Source organism: Bradyrhizobium sp. Ash2021, from assembly GCF_031202265.1.
Lineage (GTDB): Bacteria > Pseudomonadota > Alphaproteobacteria > Rhizobiales > Xanthobacteraceae > Bradyrhizobium.
In genome coordinates, this window is sequence record NZ_CP100604.1 from 4,229,888 (window position 1) to 4,247,665 (window position 17,778).

Sequence of the window (17,778 nt, forward strand, 5' to 3'; positions counted from 1 at the left end):
TGGTGTGCACGCTGAGTTTATTCATCGGGCGCGTGTGTTAGTTGGTCCGGGGTTTCCCGGCAATCCGCCTATCGTAGCGCGTCCGAGGTCAGTTTGAACTTCTGGATCCGCTTGCCGGTATCGACTTCGGCGGTATAAACGTTGCCCTTGGCGTCCATCGGCGACGTAGATTTCGTTCGCGTCCTTGTCGATCGCGGCCTCGGCGGGTTTGCCGAGCTGGGTGGTGTCGTTGCTTCCCTTGCTCGGTGCGATCTTGCCGATCTGCGACACGAACTTGCCGTCGAGGGTGAATTTCAGGATCGCGTTGTCGTTGTCGGCATTGCCGCCGATCCAGACGAAGCCGCGTTCGTCGACTTCGATGCCGTGCTCGCGGCCGACCCATTCATAGCCTTCGCCGGGGCCGCCCCACGAGCGCAGCAGATTGCCGTCGACATCGAACTCCAGCACCGGCGGCGCCGACACGCAGCATTTCGAACGCGGCGGATTGAGCGTCGCACCCTTCTCGTCGTCGGTCAGTGAACGCGGGCGATGGATCACCCAGATGTGGCCCTGCCAGTCGACGGTGATGCCGCCGACCTGGCCGAGGATCCAGTTGTTCGGCAGCGGCTTTGGCCACGCCGCGTCGACCGCAAAGGTCGGGATCTCGCCGGCCTGCGCGGTGTGCGAAAGCTGGGGCGCGCCGACCAGCCCGGCGGCAGCGATGCAGGCGTAAAGCGTTTTGGTGAGACGTGTGACGGCAGGTATCGGGCGCGCGCGATTGAACATCCGCATCTTGGCTTCCTCCCTTGATTTTATTGGCGGGTTTTCCCGCTTGGGGGAGCAGTCAATCGTGGGGAGGCCGGGGAGTCAACGGTTTGACACCGTCATTGCGAGCGCAAGCGAAGCAATCCATCGCGCCGCATAAAGATAGAATGGATTGCTTCGCGGAGCCTGTCATCGGGCGCGCATTCGCGCGACCCGTTGGCTCGCAATGACGTGGAATGAGCTTACGCCGGCGCCCGAAAGCTCATCAGTGTGCGCGTCTTGTAATCGTAAAATCTGCCGGTCTCAGCCCACGCCGGCGAACACATCGGCACGATGAACTCGGCGGCCTGTTCCGGCGTATCCAGCGTCATCGGGTCTTCGCCCGGAAATACGGTGGCGCGCATGCGCGTGCGGATCGGGCCGGGGTTAAACAGATTGACGCGGATCGGCGTCGACGCGGTCTCATTGGCCCAGGTCCGCACCAGCGTCTCGAGTGCTGCTTTCGATGCGCCATAAGGGCCGACATAGGCGGCCGCCTTGTTGGCGGCGCCCGAGGTCACGAACACGGCGCGTCCGGCGTCAGACTGCTTGAGCAGCGGCTCCATGCAGCGGATCAGCTGGAAGTTCGCGGTGACGTTGATCGCCATCACGTCGTTCCAGGGTTTTAATTCGATATGCCCGAGCGGCGAGGACGGGCCGGCCACACCGGCATTGCCGACGAGGATGTCGAGCTTGCCGTGGCGTTCATGCAGCGCGGCGCCGAGGCGGGCGATGCCGTCGAAATCGGTAAGGTTGAGCGGCACCAGCGTGGCGCTGCCGCCGCCGTCCTTCCTGATCTCGTCATCGAGCTCTTCAAGCCCGCCTTGCGTCCGTGCGACGGCAACGACATGCGCGCCGGCCTTGGCGAGCGCGCGCGCCGTGGCATAGCCGATGCCGCGCGAGGCGCCGGTGACGAGGGCGATACGGGAGGCGAGGGGAAGGGGCATTCAGGTAATTCTCTTCGACGTCGTCCCGGCGAAAGCCGGGACCCATACGCCGTGACGGCTGTAATCGGGGAAGGTGTCTATGTCTAATTTCGCGCGAACAACTGACGCCCGGGGTTATGGGTCCCCGCGCCGGAGCGCAATTGCGCCCTAGGCGGGGACGACAGTTAGCTCGCCTCCGCCAGCAGCGACAACTGCCGGGGTGACGGTTCGACCTGGGTCTGGTCGGTGAGGTGGGTCGGATAGGCGCCGGTAAAGCAGTGGTCGGCGAATTTCGGATTGGCGGGATCGCGGCCGGGCTCGCCCATGGCGCGGTACATGCCGTCGATCGACAGGAATGCCAGCGAATCCGCGCCGATGATCTCGCGCATTTCTTCGAGGCTGTGGGTCGCGGCCAACAGGCCGCCGCGGTCGGGCAGGTCGATGCCGTAATAATCCGGGTACAGGATCGGCGGCGAGGCGAGGCGGAAATGGACTTCGCGGGCGCCGGCGTCGCGCATCATGCGCACGATCTTCTTCGAGGTGGTGCCGCGCACCAGCGAATCGTCGATCAGGATAATCCGCTTGCCCTCGATCGCAGCGCGGTTGGCCGAATGCTTCATGCGCACGCCGAGTTCGCGCACGCTCTGGGTCGGCTGAATGAAGGTGCGGCCGACATAGTGATTGCGGATGATACCGAGTTCGAACGGCACGCCGGAATGCTGGCTGTAACCGAGCGCGGCAGGCACGCCGGAATCCGGCACCGGTACCACCACATCGACCTCGACATGGCTTTCACGTGCGAGCTGGGCGCCGAAGGCCTTTCGGACTTCATAGACCGAGCGGCCGCCGACGATGGAATCCGGCCGCGAGAAATAGATGTATTCGAAGATGCAGGGCCGCGGCGGCTTGGGCGGGAACGGCTTGTGGCTGTGCGCTCCCTGTTCGTCGAACACCAATATCTCGCCAGGCTCTACGTCGCGGACATATTTCGCGCCGATCATGTCGAGCGCGCAGGTTTCCGACGCCAGGATCGGGTGGCCGTCGAGATCGCCGAGCACCAAAGGACGGATGCCGAGCGGATCGCGCGCGCCGATCAGTTTCTTGTTGGTCAGCGACACCAGCGAATAGGCGCCCTCGATGGTGCGCAGCGCCTCGATGAAGCGGTCGATGAAGCGGCTGCGCTTGGACTGCGCGACCAGATGCAGGATCACTTCGGTGTCGGTGGTCGACTGCATCATGGCGCCGTGGAGGACGAGCTCGCGGCGCAGCGTCAGACCATTGGTGAGGTTGCCGTTGTGGCCGACCGCGAAGCCGCCGGCATTGAGTTCGGCGAACAGCGGCTGCACGTTGCGCAGGATGGTGGCGCCGGTGGTGGAATAGCGGACATGGCCAACCGCGGCGTTGCCGGGCAGGCGCTCGATCACTTCGCGGCGGGAGAAGGTGTCGCCGACGAGGCCGAGCCGGCGCTCCGAGTGGAAGCGGCTGCCGTCGAAGGAGACGATGCCGGCGGCTTCCTGGCCGCGATGCTGAAGGGCGTGCAATCCGAGTGCGGTGATGGCGGCGGCCTCGGGGTGGCCGAAAATGCCGAACACGCCGCATTCCTCGCGTAACGTGTCGCCTTCGAGATCGTCCTGCAATTCGATCGGACCGGAGTTTCGGTCAAGTTGCTCGGCGGGATCGGAAGGGTTTTGCATCTCGTCCATCGCCTCTCGTTTGGCCTTGAGTTACTTGCCTGCGGGTTTCTCGATCAGCTTTTTGAGGCTGTCGCGCGCAGGCTTGCTGTAGCCATCACCGGATGCAGGGGCTGCCTGCTCGGTGTCAGTTTGATCGTCTTCGGGTTTATTCTTCTTGAATTTCTTTAAGATGGTGTTCTCGGGGTCGTCAGGCAAGAGCGCCATTAACCATTCCCCGGTTCCCTGCAGCACCATCCGGGACTTCGCCCCGGTGACCCAATCGGGCCGAGATTTGTCCGGAACCAACCAGACGAAGAACTGGTAAGCGACGACGACGATCAACAGCCCGCGCGCGAGGCCGAACAGGAACCCGAGCGTGCGGTCGAGCGCGCCAATTCGGGAATCCAGGATCATGTCGGAAATCCGCACCGTGATGATGGACACCACGATCAAGGTACCGATGAACACGCCGGCCACGACGACCACGGACGCGACCGTGTCGTTATTGAAATAAGTCTTGGCGGTCGGCAAGAGCTTCGAGAAGGCATATAGCGTGACCAAAGCCGCCGCGCCCCAGGCCGCGATCGACAGAATCTCGCGCATGAAGCCGCGCACCATCGCGAGCAGCCCCGAAATCAGCATCACTCCGAGCAGGACAAGGTCGAGTATTGTTATCGGCATCGGCTGGTCAGGTCCGCTCGTACGTTCTCAAAACCTTGCGAATCGGCGTGTCGGTGCCGTCCTAGGTGACGGTCATATGGCGCATCCGGCAAGACCGGAATGACGCTGTCCCGCGCGCCGGATGTATAGCGGCGGGGGCAGGTCCCGTCACGCCGCTTTAACCGTTCTCGCGACGGAATCGGGCCGGTGTGGCATTTTTCTCAGCCGCGCCCTCCCGCGAGCCCTCTTTGGCGCCTTTCGGGCTGCCGCGAGCGGCGATATCCGCGACCAGGCTGGTCAATCCGCCCACGGTATTGAGGGCGAGACCGGCGTCGCCGCCGACCTCTCCGCGGGCCGATTCGGGCAGCACGGCACGGCCGAAGCCGAGTTTTGCGGCTTCCTTCAGCCGCGCCGAGGTCTGCGCTACCGGCCGCACCGCGCCGGACAGGGAGATTTCGCCGAAATAGACCGCATCCGTCGGTAGCGGCGCATTGACCAGCGACGACACCAGCGCTGCGGCCGCGGCGAGGTCGGCCGCGGGCTCCTGAATCCGCAGGCCGCCCGCCACGTTCAGATAGACGTCGTATCCGGACAGTTTTACGCCGCAATGGGCCTCCAGCACCGCCAGCACCATCGACAGCCGGCTCGGATCCCAGCCCACCACCGCGCGGCGCGGCGTGCCGAGCGTGGTCGGCGCCACCAGGGCCTGCAATTCCACCAGCACCGGGCGGGTGCCCTCGATGCCCGCGAATACCGCCGTGCCCGGACTGCCGAGATCGCGTTCCGACAGGAACAATTCGGAGGGGTTGGAGACCTCGCGCAGCCCCAGCCCCGTCATCTCGAACACGCCGATCTCGTCGGTCGGGCCGAATCGGTTCTTAACCGCGCGCAGGATCCGGAATTGCTGCGAGCCTTCGCCCTCGAACGACAGCACCGCGTCGACCATGTGCTCGACCACGCGAGGACCCGCGATCTGGCCGTCCTTGGTGACGTGGCCGACCAGGATGATCGCCGCTCCCGATTTCTTGGCAAATCTGATCAGCGCCTGCGCCGAGGCGCGGACCTGCGTCACGGTGCCGGGGGCTGATTCCACCGTGTCGGTCCACATGGTCTGGATCGAATCGATCACGATCAGCCGCGGCACGGTGCCTTCGGACAGCGTCGAGACGATATCCTCGACCGAAGTTTCGGCGGCGAGCTGCACCGGCGCATCGGCAAGTCCGAGCCGCTCGGCGCGCAGCCGCACCTGCGCCACTGCCTCTTCGCCTGATATGTAGACCACGCGATGGCCGGCGCGGGCCATCAGGCTGGTGGCTTGCGTCAACAATGTCGATTTGCCGATGCCGGGATCGCCGCCGACCAAAAGCACCGAGCCGCGCACAAAGCCGCCGCCGGTGACGCGGTCGAGTTCGACCATGCCGGAGGACAGGCGAGGAGCGTCCTGGCTCTTGCCGGTCAGGGATTCCAGCTTGAACGTTCGCCCTCTGCGTTTGGAGCGGATCGAGACCGGCATCGAGGTGGCGCCGGTGGTGTCCTCCTCGGCCAGCGTATTCCACTCGCCGCAGGACTCGCACTTGCCCTGCCAGCGATTATACGCCGCGCCGCAGTTCTGGCAGACAAAGGAGAGGGTGGATTTGGCCATGGAGGGGTAATCGGTGGTGGGTTCGAATCCCTCCCCATAGCACGGAATGCGGCGCGAGGCCGCCCTAATAGACGGTCTCCTTTAGGCCATGCGTAACGCAATTGATCGAAATCCCTCTTCATCGAATTTCCGCTTCGAGCAATAAGCGGTTGTTCCCTACAATTCCGCTTTTGGACCCTTAGCTGAACTCGCGCTTTGGCCTGAGGCCCACTTTGCGCCAAACGCTCGTATTCGTGACGTAACAAGCCAACCCGATTCATCGAGGCTTCGTCGATGGATCTTCCGTCCCCGGTTCGCCAATATCCTATCGTCGCCGGCGCAGGAGCGGCGGAACCGCCGGAATGTCGCGCTGCCAGATCGTGCCATTATCGAACTGAATGAGCATGCCATCCGGCGAATAGACCGCACTCTGGTTAAATGCGTCGATCCAAATCCGGCTTGCCGGCCAGTACCAGTCCGGCCACGCGCGGGACGGCTGACCAGCCTCCGTCAGGAGATTAAGTTCAGTCCCGTTTTGGGTAATGTGAGCTGGCAGGTTTCCCCGGCACATCTGAACGCATTTGTAGATGCCGGTGAGATTAACCGATTGGGCCGACACAAGAGTTGGCGCAAGTGCTGTCGTCAGCACGGCCATAACAAGCGGCAAGCGTTTCATACATGTCACTCCTTCGTCCAGATAGTCAGGGAGGCCCTAACAAATGGGCTGCCCGTAAAGTGAGCCGCGCTCTCGAAACGAGAGCCGGATCACTGTGAATTTCGACTCTTGCTTGCTCCCCTCAACCGCGTCGCAGTTGACCGCGACTTCACCCACTCTGCATCGCTATCTTCATCTTGACCTCCTTCAAGCCCTACGAATTGAACCGCGCTGAAATGCCACGAAAGCCAACTGCGTCAGAACTGGCCTGGTTGAGCCGGAGGACCAGGCCAGTCGGATCGCAGGTTGTTCCTGTTGTTGCGATCAAATAAGTCTTGCCTGCAGACAAAGCCGCCCCGGCAACTATCCACCAGAGGTGCGGCCTGGCGAACGTTTGAGGCCGTCACGACTTTTGTGCGCGACGTCTTCGCAAAGGCGGCCGTTGCCACGGCCACCTCAAGGGCACAAAGTACAGCAACTAAGCACGTCATCCTCATGAGACGGACCTCCTTCGATGGCCGACGACGCCGGACGATTGCGCGGCTGGCTCGTTGCTCAGTCACAATAGCAACTAGCGTTCAGTAACAAGGCGGATACGGATAGTAGCCGCAGCGAGGTGCACCATAAGCGTATGCGCCGTAGGCGGCGGCTCCAACTGCTGCTGCGCCTCCTGCGTAGTAGCACCCCGCCATGCCGTGCGTTGCGCTACGCCGGCAAAGGACATCGGCGTGAACGGACGTCCGATGATATCGATGAAGAGCGACGCTGCACCGTCCTCTCCCTTGATGTCACCCTCGAGTACATCTACGTCAAAAGCGAGATTTTCACCTTCCAGCTCCGGATTCTTCAAGGCGACCACCGCATCGCGCACCCCGTTGCCCTCTCTTTGGAATAAGGAGACGGTGGCGTTGCGTGGATCCTTTGAGAAATTGTCGCTGCCCGATCCCCAATCCTCGACGATACGGCTGGTGAGATCATGGCCCGCCGCCCGCACGGGACGGTCGGAAAAGACGATGGCATTCGGCGAGACTCCGGTCACTAACAGCTTGCCACCCTGCAGCGCCGCGCCCCTTGAGTTGAGTACGAAAAGCGATGGCACCACTTCGGGCTTCGCGGCGCCAATGGTTTTCTGCGGTGGGACGTGAGGGGGAGGCGTTGTCCGGGCAGATGCCGATCCCGTTATCGCGAAAGCGGCAACAGCGAGAATGAGGGCGCGTGATGCAGTGAGAAACATGTGAATCTCCAGCACAAATGTTTCAACCTAGGGAGACTTGGCAATCCAAATTCGACGCTGTTTCAGATCAATTTGAGCATGTGCGGCAGCAGTGGAGTGCACCGCTTACAGATTTAGACATCTCGACGGCCCAAAGGTTCAGGTCGGCCCCCATTCGAGCACATTCAACTGCTTAGCAGACCAAGCCAGCCGTGCTGCGGCGCGAAACGCATCGAGACTTTCCTTCGGCGTCCCTCGTCGAGACGGGCTCTTTGTTGCGTGCGTCAGAAGGAGGATCGGACGATCGGGTTTCTTCGCTCGTCGCTGGGAATTCTCCGTCGAACAGTTCGAAATACTCTCGCAACAGGCGATCGAAGGTAGACCGGGCCTCGCTCCTACCGGGGTCCTCATCCTCGCCGCCGTTGTCCTTGGCACTCCCACCGAAAGATCGTTGCGCCATAGCCTGCCTCCTCTGAAGCAGTATGCCCTGATGCTCTCTTACATTTAACTAGGGGAGCCACAGCGAACGGACTTGATTCATCTCAAATGACTTGAACTTCTTTGATGGGAAAGGAAAGCTGTCAGAAATCTTGGCTAGTTTATTCTGCCGGACAGTTGCGGTCCACTAATTTGCAATACGGACAATGACTTGGCGGAGAGCGCCCAGCCATTTCCGCTGCATCGGGAGCACTGCCGCTTGCTAAGAACCTACTTCCTGATCATCCGCCTTGGCGGCGTGGTCAGCGTCGGCGGCGCCGGCGAGATGACGAACGTAGGCTGCGATTACTTTAAATAGTTGGCGCATCTCACGATGAAACGGTCATTGATGGCCTTGATCCAGAAGCTCGGCGATGGCGGACGCCGTTTTGATGCCGGTGCCCGAAATCAACACGACGGTGCGCTCGCGGGCGGTGATGACATTCCGCTCGATGAGCTTTGCCAGCGCAGCCGCGGCGCCAGCCGAGGTGGGCTCCACGAACAGTCCGAGCCGGGCGAGGCGCTTCAAGGCCGTCACGATCTCGTCCTCGGAGACCGCAACCGTTTCTCCACCGGTCTCTTTCAGGGCCTGGATCATTTCCCGAAGCCGCAGGGGATGCGCGATTGCGGTACCCTCGGCGATGGTCTTGTGGACGGCGCGTTGTACCGGCGTGTCGACGCCGGCCTTGAAGCTCGCGTCGAGCGGGTGAACAGTTGAACGGCTGGGCTGCGAACAGCCGCGGAAGCTTCCGTATCTGACCGGCGGCGAGCAATTCCGAGAAACCGATGCGGCAACCGAGAAGATTGCTGCCTGCGCCAACCGGAATGATGATGTTGTCGGGCACCTCGAAATTGAAATCTTCCCAAAGCTCATATGCCATCGACTTTGTCCCCTGCAGAAAGAAGGGCTGCCAGTTGTGGCTGGAGTAGAAGATCTGACCGGACTGGCGTATCGCCTCTTTCTCGGACTCCTCGCGCGGTCCCTCGACGAGTTGCACCTCGGCACCGTAAGCACGAACCTGAGCGATCTTTGCAGGAGAGGTATAGGCCGGCGCCAGTATTTTGACGCGCATTCCGCCGGCCGCACCATACGCCGCAACGGATGCGCCGCCATTTCCGGAGCTATCCTCCAGCACCGCATCGACGCCAAGCTGCCGGAGATACGACAGCATCACGGTGGTGCCGCGATCCTTGAAGCTGCAAGTCGGGTTGAACCATTCCAGCTTGAAGAACGGCCGGAAATCGTCCCATTCCTTCTGCACCAGCGGGGTGCAGCCTTCGCCCAGCGAAATCGGTTTGGAGATTTCCACGGGCAGCGATGCCTGATATCGCCAGAGCGATCGCACGCGGCGGTCGATTTCATCGCGCGCGATGCCGGGCTGCGGACTGATCAGCAGCGGCATTTGCCGGTCGGCGCACCAGCGCGGAATATCCAGCGGATAGCGGTCGCCGCTTCGGGGCTCGACGTAGAAGGATGCTTCCGGCTTTCGTCTGGATTGGGGCATCAACGGGTCCCTCATCCGGCTGCGAGACAATCAATTGTCCGATGCCGTATGCCGCCGACGCCGTGCGAGTCAACGCTCCCTATTGTATCGAGACAGGGGCGCCTCGACTGACAATGCCGGAGATCACGACCTCCGGCATTATCGCTTGCGCATTCGACCTCACTTCACCGAAACGAACGGCACCGCCGAACCCGGCACCATCGTGGTCGGCAGCACCCCGTTCCAGCGTTCGGCCTGCACCAGCGTGACCAGATTCGGATTGGTGCCGAGCGCCTTGGCGCGGGCTTCGATCGCGGCGGCTTCGGCTTCGCCGGTGATCTTGATGTTGGAGGCCTTGGCCTCGCCGTTCAGCCGGGTGGCGTCGGCGTTGGCCTGCGCTTCGGCGCGGACGGCGTTGGCTTTCGCATTGGCCTGGGTCACGGTGATCTGCGCCTGCACCTTTTCGCGTTCGGCGTTCTGCTGCAGCTTCTGCACCTCGACCTCGGCCAGCATGCGCTGCTCGATCGAATGCAGATAGTTGGCGCTGAAATCGATGTTTTCGAGCTGGACGCTCTCGATGATGATCATCGAATCGTATTTCAGCGTCTCGGTGATGGCGTCCTTGATCGCGCTATTGAGCGCGCCGCGCTCCTGAATGGCTTTCACCGCCGTATAGCGGCCGAACACGACCTTGACCTGCTGGTTCACCACGGGGTTGACGACCTGATTGACGGCCGTGTCGAGCCGGCCGAACTTGGCGTAGAGGTCAGCTACCTTGTCGGGCGACGCGCGCAGGGTGACGCTGATCTTCAGGTCGGCGGGCTGCTGATCGTAGGAATAGGAGTTCATCTTGTCCCACGTATAGGTCGTGGTCCTGACGCTGATCTTCTCGACGCTGTCGATCACCGGGATCTTGAAGCCGAGGCCCGGCTGCGCGGTGCCGACGACGGCGCCGTTGCGCAGCAACACGCCGCGCTCGGTCTGATCGACCGTGTACCAGCTTCCCAAAATGGCGGCGAGCGCGACCAGGCCAATGATGGCCGCGGCGATAATTCCCCTTGGCATGTGTTCCTCCTGGGCGGTTTTGAATGCGGCCTAAAAGCCGGACGATCATTCATGGCCCGTTACGAATTCGATGTGACTTGCGTCCCTTGGTCGGCCAATCGCTGCGGTTGGTTCAGGCCGGCAAGCCGGTAACGGCAAAGTTTTATGAAAATGCCGCCGACCACAGCAGCGAAGCGCCGGCCGCGAGCATCATGGCGTCCATCAACAGCCGGAACACATTGGGCTCGAGATGCAGCACAAAACGCTTGGCGATGAAGGCGCCGGCCATCAGCGAGGAGCCGGCGATCAGGCCTTTCAGGAACACGTCCGACGTCAGCGCGCCGAAGCGTTCGAACGTCACCGATTTGCTGAGGTAAAGCCCGAGCGAACTCGCAGCTTCGGTGGCAAGAAACGCGCCCTTGGTCAGCCCGTAGAACAGGAACAGCGGCACGTTGAGCGGGCCGGTCGACACCACGATGCCGGTGAGATAGCCGATCGCTGCACCCCCGATCGCCAGATGCCAGAGTTTTGCTTTGAGTTGATGCCGGGCAAGCCAGTGCCGCACCGGCACCATGGCGATCAAGAACAGGCCGATCGCGATGTCGACGGCATGCGAGGGCAGCGCCAGCAGCGTGCGCGCGCCAAGCGCCGCGGCCGGAATGCCGGTGACGGAATAGGCCGCGCAGGCGCGCCAGTCGACTTCGCGCCACCAGGCGAGAATGCGTGAAAAATTCGCCATCACCGAGGCAACCGCCATGATCGGCACCGCCTGCTTCGGTCCGTACTCATACACCAGCACCGGCATCAGCATGATCGACGATCCGGTGCCGACGATGCCCGAGATGGTGCCGGCGATCAGGCCGACGACGAGGACGAACAGAAAACCCACGACGGCCCTTTCAGCGTCAAGGATTGGCTCTGCGATCCGGCACCGACCGGCGCGCATTCCTCCGCTTCTTTTTTCAGGCGGAGGTTATCCGAGTCCCGGACCCAATGGCCATTGATTGGATTGCAGCCGCATGCCGAGCGGCTGCTGACACCATGCTGGCAGCAGGCTCGGGTTACGACGTCCGGCGATAGCGGATCATTCGAAAGGGAGCGGATCGTGAGCATCAAGGGAGGCTGCCATTGCGGCAACACGCAATTCGAGGTCAGCGAGGCGCCGGCCGGCGTGACCCGCTGCACCTGTTCACTTTGTTCGAAGCGTGGCGCGCTGTGGGCCTATTATACGCCGGCGCAATTCCGCCTGACCTCGCCGCCCGATAATGTCGCGACCTATCGCTGGGGCAGCCGCACCGTCAAGCATCATTTCTGCGCCAATTGCGGCTGCGGCACCTATTCGGAATCGCCGGACTGGTCGACCGGCAAGCCGGACTTCGAAAATCCCAAGGTCGGCGTCAATGCGCGGCTGTTCGACGATTTCGATCTCGATGCGGTGCCGGTGACCGTGATCGACGGCAAGAATTTGTGGTGAAGCTTACTTCAGCACGATCCACGCCGGCGCATGATCGCTGGCGCCTTCCTCGCCGCGGAGTTTGCGGTCGACGCCGGCCTTGGTCAGGCGCGGCGCCAGCGCGGGGCTGAGCAGCAGATGATCGAGCCGAAGGCCCGCATCGCGCGGCCAGCGGTTTCGCTTGTAGTCCCAGAACGTGTAGATCGGCTGTGACGGATGCAGCGTGCGGATGGAATCGGTCCAGCCTTGCGCCATCAGCGCCTTGAACGCGGCGCGGCTCTTCGGCTGGATCAGCGCGTCCTTGTCCCACGATTTTGTCGGATAGATATCCAGTTCAGTTGGAGCGACGTTGTAGTCGCCGGCCAGCACGACGGGAATGTCCTGCTTGATGAATTTTGCCGTGTGCGCGCGAAGCCGCTTGAACCAGGCGAGCTTGTGGTCGAATTTCGGCCCGGGCTGCGGATTGCCGTTCGGCAGATAAAGGCTGGTGACGATGATGCCGCGGACGGCGGCTTCGATATAGCGCGCCTCACGGTCGTCAGCGTCGCCGGGTAGCGCCGTCCGCGTCAACACCGGCTCGGCGTTGCGCGCCAGAATGGCGACGCCGTTCCAGGTCTTCTGGCCGCGCCACACCGCGCCGTAGCCGGCCTTGTCGATCGCAGCAATCGGAAATTCGGCGTCGGTCGATTTCAGTTCCTGCAAGGCCACGACGTCAGGTTTCGCCGCGCGCAGCCAGCGCAACAGGTTCGGCAGCCGACGGTTGACATTGTTGATGTTGAAGGTGGCGATCTTCATGACCTGACGAAAAGCGTCAGGACGGCGTCGCGGGTGCGGGAGTCGAGGGTTCGGCCGCAGCGGGCGGCGGCGCAACCGGCTCCGCCGTCGGATTGCCGCCCTTGTACATCCGCGCAAAGCGCCGGCCGAGGCTGGTCAGCACTTCATAGCCGATGGTGCCGAAATGATGGGCGAGCTCGTCGACGGTGATGCCGTCGCCGATCAACGTCACCAAATGACCGCGCCGCGCGGCGTTCTTCTCGATATCGGTGACGTCGACCGCGATCAGGTCCATCGAAACGCGGCCCGCGATCGGGCAGCGCTTGCCCGCGACCACCACTTCCGCGCCGCGGGTACCGTCATTGGCGCTGGCGGCGCGGAAATAGCCGTCGGCGTAGCCGGCGGAGACGATCGCGATCCTGGTCGGCCGCCGCGCGGTCCAGGTGCCGCCGTAACCCACGGTCTCGCCCTTCTCGACATTGCGGGTTTGCACGATGCGCGCCTTCAATTCGACCACCGGCTGCATCGGATTGTCGGCCTCGGGCGTGGGATTGATGCCGTAGAGGGCCGCGCCCGGCCGTACCAGGTCGAACTGGAACTGGGCGCCCAGGTAAATGCCCGAAGAATTCGACAGCGAGGCCGGCACTCCGGCGAACAGGCTGGCGATCTCGCGGAAGCTCGTGAGCTGCCTGGCGTTGAGCGGATTGTTGAGCTGTTCGGCGGAGGCCAGATGGCTCATGACCAGCGTGATGCCGTGATCGCCGGCATTGATGCGCGGGATGATGCCTTGCGCTTCCGATATCGTCAGCCCCAGCCGGTTCATGCCGGTGTCGATATGAATGCCCGCGCCGCCCGACCAGCCGGAGCGGCGGCAGAACACGTCCCATTCGGCGAGTTCGTTGAGGTCGCCGATCACGGGCTTGCAATCGATCTTGGCGTATTCCTCGCCGGTATTCTGGAAGAAGCCGCTGAGCGCATAGATCGCAGCATTCGGCGCCGCGGCGCGGACCACGCGCGCTTCCTCGATCGTGGCGACGAAAAACGTCTTGCAGCCGGCCCAGGCCAGTGCGCGCGCGACCTGTTCGGCGCCGCAACCATAGGCGTTCGCCTTGACCACGCCGGCGCATTCGGCCGGTACGGCGGTTTTCTCGAGCTTGCGCCAGTTGGCGACGATGGCGTCGAGATCGACGGTCAGCACGCCGACGGCGCTGGCAAGCGCGGCGGCCCGGTTCGCCTCGGGCGAGAGCAGGGTGCTTTCCGGGATCGATTTCGGGTCTGGGGCGATGTTCATACCGCTTTTTACGCCCCGCGCCAGGGCGGTTCAACCCGGGCGCGTTCAGATCCGGTCGGGCAAATGGCCGTCCGGCGCCAGATCGCTAAACCGCGTGAACTGGCCCTCGAACTGCACTTCCACCGTTCCGGTCGGGCCGTGGCGCTGCTTGCCGATGATGATTTCGGCCTTGCCGTGCACCAGCGACATGTCGAGCTGCCATTTTTCATATTCGGGCGTGCCGATGCGCGGCTCCTTGTTGGCGAGGTAATATTCCTCGCGATACACGAAGATCACGACGTCGGCGTCCTGTTCGATCGATCCGGATTCGCGCAAGTCGGACAGTTGCGGGCGCTTGTCGTCGCGGTTCTCGACCTGACGCGAGAGCTGCGACAGCGCAATGATCGGAACGTTGAGCTCCTTCGCCAGCGCCTTCAGGTTGGTGGTGATCTCCGTCACTTCCTGCACGCGGTTGTCGTTGCCCTTCTTTCCCGAGCCCTGCAACAGCTGGATGTAGTCGATCACGATGAGATCGAGGCCCTTCTGCCGCTTCAGCCGGCGTGCCCGCGCGGTGAGCTGCGAAATCGACAGGCCGCCGGTTTCGTCGACATAGAGCGGCAGCGACTGCAGCTCGATCGAATAGTCGCGGATTTTCTCGAAGTCGGTTTCGGTGATGCCGCCGCGGCGGATCATGCTGGAGGCGATGCTGGTCTGCTCGGCGAGAATACGCGTGGCGAGCTGTTCGGCGGACATTTCGCAGGAGAAGAAGCCGACAATGCCGCCGTTGACGGATTTCATGGTGCCGTCGGGCTGAACCTCGGCGCGATGCGCTTTGGCGATGTTGTAGGCGATGTTGGTCGCAAGCGCGGTCTTGCCCATGCCGGGACGGCCGGCGACGATGATCAAGTCGGACGCCTGCAGGCCGCCCATCTTGGTATCGAGATCGCGCAGGCCGGTAGCGACGCCGGACAATCTTCCGTCGCGCTGGAAGGCCTTTGCCGCCATGTCGACGGCCACCGTAAGCGCCTGCGAAAAGCGCTGGAAACCGCCGTCGTAACGCCCCGACTCCGCCAGTTCGTAGAGCTGACGTTCGGCATCCTCGATTTGCGCGCGCGGCGCAAAATCCACCGGCGCGTCGAAGGCGACATTGACCATGTCCTCGCCGATCCGGATCAGGTCGCGGCGCAGCGCCATGTCGTAGATCGTGCGGCCGTAATCCTGTGCGTTGATGATCGTGGTCGCTTCGGCCGCGACGCGGGCGAGGTACTGGCCGACCGTCATGCCGCCGATATCGGTATCGGCCGGCAGGAAGGTCTTCAGCGTGACCGGGGTCGCGACCTTGCCCATCCGGATCAGGCTGCCGGCGGTCTCGTAGATGGTCTGGTGGATCGGTTCGAAGAAGTGCTTCGGCTCCAGAAAGTCCGAAACCCGATAGAACGCGTCGTTATTGACCAGGATCGCGCCCAGCAGGCTTTGTTCCGCCTCGATGTTGTGCGGTGCGCTCCGATAGGCTGGAGTTCCCGGATCGGGCGCAAGCTTGAGGACGTTCGAATCAGTCAGGGCCATGGACAATTTTATGCTTCGGGTCGGTTGTTGGGAATCCCGACAAGCGGGGCGGCGATAAAGCGCCACCCCCGAGCCCGGCGGAAGTGCTGACATGCCTTATGCACGATTCACACAACGTGAAGTGTGAATCCCGGATCGGGCCGCGCATTCTCCTTGACGGGTTTTGGCCAAAACCGGGCGACCGGCGGGCCGGAGTACCGCGGAGCATCATAAAAATGTCGGGCAATATTTTAGGACGGCCTGAACCTTGTCGCCACTTGGACATACCTAATCCAAGCGCTGTCGGCGTTTCGGGCCCGATGTTAGCGATTGATCAAATCAGGATCAGATAGATCAACGCTATCAGTGCGGCGGCCACGCCGGTGGCGATCAAGGCGTAATCGGTCCCGATGTCGCGCTGCGGATCGAACGAAGCTGGGTAAGTTTTCTCGGCCATGGCGGAGGTCTACGACAAGCCGCGGTTGGCCAATGTGAAGCAGATCACATCCGCCGAATTTTTTCTTCGCGGCATGGTGGATGGGAACAGGCGGGCCACTTCCGGGTTGGAATTGGTCTGGCAAGGAAACGACGATGGGTCAGCAGCAACTCAGGACGTGGCGAACGGGAGCCGAGCAGACCCTTTGGCTGTCGGCGTTGATCGACGCCATGGAGGAGGTTTCCCGCCCGGAACTGCGCGCGGTGCCCTGCGATCCCATCGTGCTCGCCGCGCTGCGCGAGCAGCTTGCCCGTCCGGCCTCCGGCTTTGGCTATTACGGCTCCGCTTACAGCCTGCGAAACTGAGAATCTTCGCTATTCGCCCGCCAACTGCAGCCGCGGCTGTTGTCGCTGCTCGACCCCGCGCAGCCTTGCTTCCTCCTGCGCGATGTAATCGCGGGTATTCGGCACCACGCCCTGGCGTTTGGTGAGCTGGATCTGGAAATTCATCAGGTTCTGCTTGCGGAACGACATTTCCGACGCCGCCAGATAGAATTCCCACATGCGTGCAAAGCGCTCGTCGTAGAGCCGCACGGCTTCTTCCCGCCGCGCCATGAAGCGCTCGCGCCAGGCCTGCAGCGTTTCCGCATAATGCAGCCTTAGAATCTCGATGTCGCAGACCAGAAGCCCGGCTTTTTCGATCGCCGGAATGACTTCGGAGACGGCCGGGATGTAGCCGCCGGGGAAGATGTATTTGGTGACCCAGGGGCTGGTCACATCGGGGCCGGTCGAACGGCCGATCGAGTGCAGCACCATAACGCCGTCATCGCTGAGAAGCTCGGCGCATCGCCTGAAATAGGTCTCGTAGAAGCCGACGCCGACGTGCTCGAACATGCCGACCGACACGATGCGGTCGAAGGAGCCTGGAATGTCGCGGTAATCCTCAAGCAGGAACTTGGCCGATCGCGTCAGGTTTTTCTCGGCCGCGCGCGCGTTCGCGACCCCCAGCTGCTCGGTCGACAGCGTGATGCCGGTAACATCGGCGCCGGTCATTTCAGCCAGATAGAGGCCAAGCCCGCCCCAGCCCGAGCCGATGTCGAGCACGCGGGCACCGCGACCGATCAGGAGCTTGGCGGCGAGGTGCCGCTTCTTGGCGAGCTGGGCGTCGTCAAGGCTCATATCCGGGGTTTCGAAATAGGCGCAGCTATATTGCTTGTCGGCGTCGAGAAACAGGGAATAGAGCCGCCCGTCCAGATCGTAATGATGGGCGACATTGTCCCGCGCGCGGCCGCGCCAATTGAACTGCCTGATGTGCCGCGCGAAATAGCGCAGCCACCATTGCAGCCGCGCCCAGCGCGGCACCATCTCGGGCTGATCGAACAGGATCGCCAGCGTGTCGGCGATCGAGCCGTCCTCGACCACGAACGTGCCGTCCATGAAGGCTTCGCCGAGCGCCAGTTCGGGATTGAGGAGAATCCGCCGTTCCGTACGGGCGGTCATGAACCGCACCGACACCGGCCGGCCGGTCCCATCTCCGCAGGTAAATGTCGTCCCGTTCGCGGTCGTGAAGGTCATCGAACCGCGACGAACGAATTGCCCTAGGAAATAACGCAACAAACCATCCATCGAAGCACCAATGGAGCGGACCAGCCGTTACATCTGACGCACGGCGGAACCGATGGTTCCAATACGTCCAAAAGATCATAGGAGTGGCGATGTCTGCGCGCTACGGCGTTGTACTCAAAGCGGATATTCCAAAATGTGA

15 protein-coding genes and 2 pseudogenes are annotated in these 17,778 nt (G+C 62.5%); 2 read left to right on the forward strand and 15 right to left on the reverse strand.

Going from position 1 to position 17,778, the window contains the following annotated elements; translation table 11 throughout:
* Positions 1-135: 135 nt before the first annotated feature.
* From NL528_RS20005 to NL528_RS20050, 10 genes and pseudogenes are all read right to left on the reverse strand, one after another.
* A pseudogene (locus NL528_RS20005) lies at positions 136-765 on the reverse strand (hypothetical protein); the annotation flags it as partial.
* Between the two features lie 221 nt (positions 766-986).
* The gene (locus NL528_RS20010; protein WP_309184390.1) at positions 987-1,730 is read right to left on the reverse strand and encodes an SDR family NAD(P)-dependent oxidoreductase; all 744 of its coding nucleotides are present in this window, start codon (positions 1,728-1,730) and stop codon (positions 987-989) included.
* A gap of 164 nt (positions 1,731-1,894) precedes the next feature.
* Positions 1,895-3,412, reverse strand: coding sequence for an amidophosphoribosyltransferase (purF, locus tag NL528_RS20015; RefSeq protein ID WP_375144029.1), 1,518 nt, complete (start codon positions 3,410-3,412; stop codon positions 1,895-1,897).
* Between the two features lie 21 nt (positions 3,413-3,433).
* Entirely contained in the window at positions 3,434-4,063 is a 630-nt protein-coding gene (locus NL528_RS20020) for a CvpA family protein (protein WP_309184391.1), read from the reverse strand.
* A 157-nt stretch (positions 4,064-4,220) separates the two neighbouring features.
* Positions 4,221-5,684, reverse strand: coding sequence for a DNA repair protein RadA (gene radA / locus NL528_RS20025; protein ID WP_309184392.1), 1,464 nt, complete (start codon positions 5,682-5,684; stop codon positions 4,221-4,223).
* 304 nt (positions 5,685-5,988) lie between these two features.
* Complete coding sequence (locus NL528_RS20030) at positions 5,989-6,339, reverse strand: hypothetical protein (protein WP_309184393.1); 351 nt, start codon at positions 6,337-6,339, stop codon at positions 5,989-5,991.
* 550 nt (positions 6,340-6,889) lie between these two features.
* Positions 6,890-7,552 carry a hypothetical protein gene (locus tag NL528_RS20035; protein WP_309184394.1) on the reverse strand — a complete coding sequence of 221 codons (663 nt, stop codon included), beginning with the start codon at positions 7,550-7,552 and terminating at the stop codon, positions 6,890-6,892.
* 799 nt (positions 7,553-8,351) lie between these two features.
* Positions 8,352-9,513: pseudogene (locus NL528_RS20040) on the reverse strand (pyridoxal-phosphate dependent enzyme).
* A gap of 159 nt (positions 9,514-9,672) precedes the next feature.
* Positions 9,673-10,557, reverse strand: coding sequence for a prohibitin family protein (locus NL528_RS20045; RefSeq protein ID WP_074277395.1), 885 nt, complete (start codon positions 10,555-10,557; stop codon positions 9,673-9,675).
* Positions 10,558-10,699: 142 nt separating this feature from the next.
* Positions 10,700-11,425 (reverse strand): sulfite exporter TauE/SafE family protein, encoded by a 726-nt coding sequence (locus tag NL528_RS20050; protein WP_309184395.1) that lies wholly within the window; start codon positions 11,423-11,425, stop codon positions 10,700-10,702.
* Between the two features lie 216 nt (positions 11,426-11,641).
* Between NL528_RS20050 and NL528_RS20055 the strand changes: the two genes are divergently transcribed.
* Positions 11,642-12,010, forward strand: a complete 369-nt coding sequence (locus tag NL528_RS20055; protein ID WP_309184396.1) for a GFA family protein — start codon at positions 11,642-11,644, stop codon at positions 12,008-12,010.
* Between the two features lie 3 nt (positions 12,011-12,013).
* On the opposite strand, the gene NL528_RS20060 is transcribed toward NL528_RS20055, so the two are convergent.
* The 4 genes from NL528_RS20060 to NL528_RS20075 all read right to left on the reverse strand — a co-directional run bounded on the left by NL528_RS20060 (position 12,014) and on the right by NL528_RS20075 (position 16,035).
* Positions 12,014-12,784, reverse strand: a complete 771-nt coding sequence (locus NL528_RS20060; RefSeq protein WP_309184397.1) for an exodeoxyribonuclease III — start codon at positions 12,782-12,784, stop codon at positions 12,014-12,016.
* 16 nt (positions 12,785-12,800) lie between these two features.
* A complete protein-coding gene (gene alr / locus NL528_RS20065; protein WP_375144030.1) occupies positions 12,801-14,054 on the reverse strand; it encodes an alanine racemase in 1,254 nt (417 codons plus the stop codon).
* Positions 14,055-14,099: 45 nt separating this feature from the next.
* Positions 14,100-15,599 (reverse strand): replicative DNA helicase, encoded by a 1,500-nt coding sequence (locus tag NL528_RS20070; RefSeq protein ID WP_309184398.1) that lies wholly within the window; start codon positions 15,597-15,599, stop codon positions 14,100-14,102.
* Positions 15,600-15,912: 313 nt separating this feature from the next.
* A complete protein-coding gene (locus tag NL528_RS20075; protein WP_309184399.1) occupies positions 15,913-16,035 on the reverse strand; it encodes a hypothetical protein in 123 nt (40 codons plus the stop codon).
* A gap of 134 nt (positions 16,036-16,169) precedes the next feature.
* Here NL528_RS20075 and NL528_RS20080 point away from each other — a divergent pair, with 134 nt between their 5' ends.
* A complete protein-coding gene (locus NL528_RS20080) occupies positions 16,170-16,379 on the forward strand; it encodes a transcriptional regulator (RefSeq protein WP_309184400.1) in 210 nt (69 codons plus the stop codon).
* A gap of 9 nt (positions 16,380-16,388) precedes the next feature.
* Here NL528_RS20080 and NL528_RS20085 read toward each other — a convergent pair whose 3' ends face one another.
* Complete coding sequence (locus NL528_RS20085; protein WP_309184401.1) at positions 16,389-17,639, reverse strand: cyclopropane-fatty-acyl-phospholipid synthase family protein; 1,251 nt, start codon at positions 17,637-17,639, stop codon at positions 16,389-16,391.
* Positions 17,640-17,778: the final 139 nt, after the last annotated feature.

What these genes read in the sequence shown, in the direction of transcription:
- NL528_RS20010 (WP_309184390.1), bottom strand. Translation starts at nt 1,730, where the DNA reads ATGCCCCTTCCCCTCGCCTCCCGTATCGCCCTCGTCACCGGCGCCTCG.
- purF (WP_375144029.1), bottom strand. Translation starts at nt 3,412, where the DNA reads ATGGACGAGATGCAAAACCCTTCCGATCCCGCCGAGCAACTTGACCGA.
- NL528_RS20020 (WP_309184391.1), bottom strand. Translation starts at nt 4,063, where the DNA reads ATGCCGATAACAATACTCGACCTTGTCCTGCTCGGAGTGATGCTGATT.
- radA (WP_309184392.1), bottom strand. Translation starts at nt 5,684, where the DNA reads ATGGCCAAATCCACCCTCTCCTTTGTCTGCCAGAACTGCGGCGCGGCG.
- NL528_RS20030 (WP_309184393.1), bottom strand. Translation starts at nt 6,339, where the DNA reads ATGAAACGCTTGCCGCTTGTTATGGCCGTGCTGACGACAGCACTTGCG.
- NL528_RS20035 (WP_309184394.1), bottom strand. Translation starts at nt 7,552, where the DNA reads ATGTTTCTCACTGCATCACGCGCCCTCATTCTCGCTGTTGCCGCTTTC.
- NL528_RS20045 (WP_074277395.1), bottom strand. Translation starts at nt 10,557, where the DNA reads ATGCCAAGGGGAATTATCGCCGCGGCCATCATTGGCCTGGTCGCGCTC.
- NL528_RS20060 (WP_309184397.1), bottom strand. Translation starts at nt 12,784, where the DNA reads ATGAAGATCGCCACCTTCAACATCAACAATGTCAACCGTCGGCTGCCG.
- alr (WP_375144030.1), bottom strand. Translation starts at nt 14,054, where the DNA reads ATGAACATCGCCCCAGACCCGAAATCGATCCCGGAAAGCACCCTGCTC.
- NL528_RS20070 (WP_309184398.1), bottom strand. Translation starts at nt 15,599, where the DNA reads ATGGCCCTGACTGATTCGAACGTCCTCAAGCTTGCGCCCGATCCGGGA.
- NL528_RS20075 (WP_309184399.1), bottom strand. Translation starts at nt 16,035, where the DNA reads ATGGCCGAGAAAACTTACCCAGCTTCGTTCGATCCGCAGCGCGACATC.
- NL528_RS20080 (WP_309184400.1), top strand. Translation starts at nt 16,170, where the DNA reads ATGGGTCAGCAGCAACTCAGGACGTGGCGAACGGGAGCCGAGCAGACC.
- NL528_RS20085 (WP_309184401.1), bottom strand. Translation starts at nt 17,639, where the DNA reads ATGGATGGTTTGTTGCGTTATTTCCTAGGGCAATTCGTTCGTCGCGGT.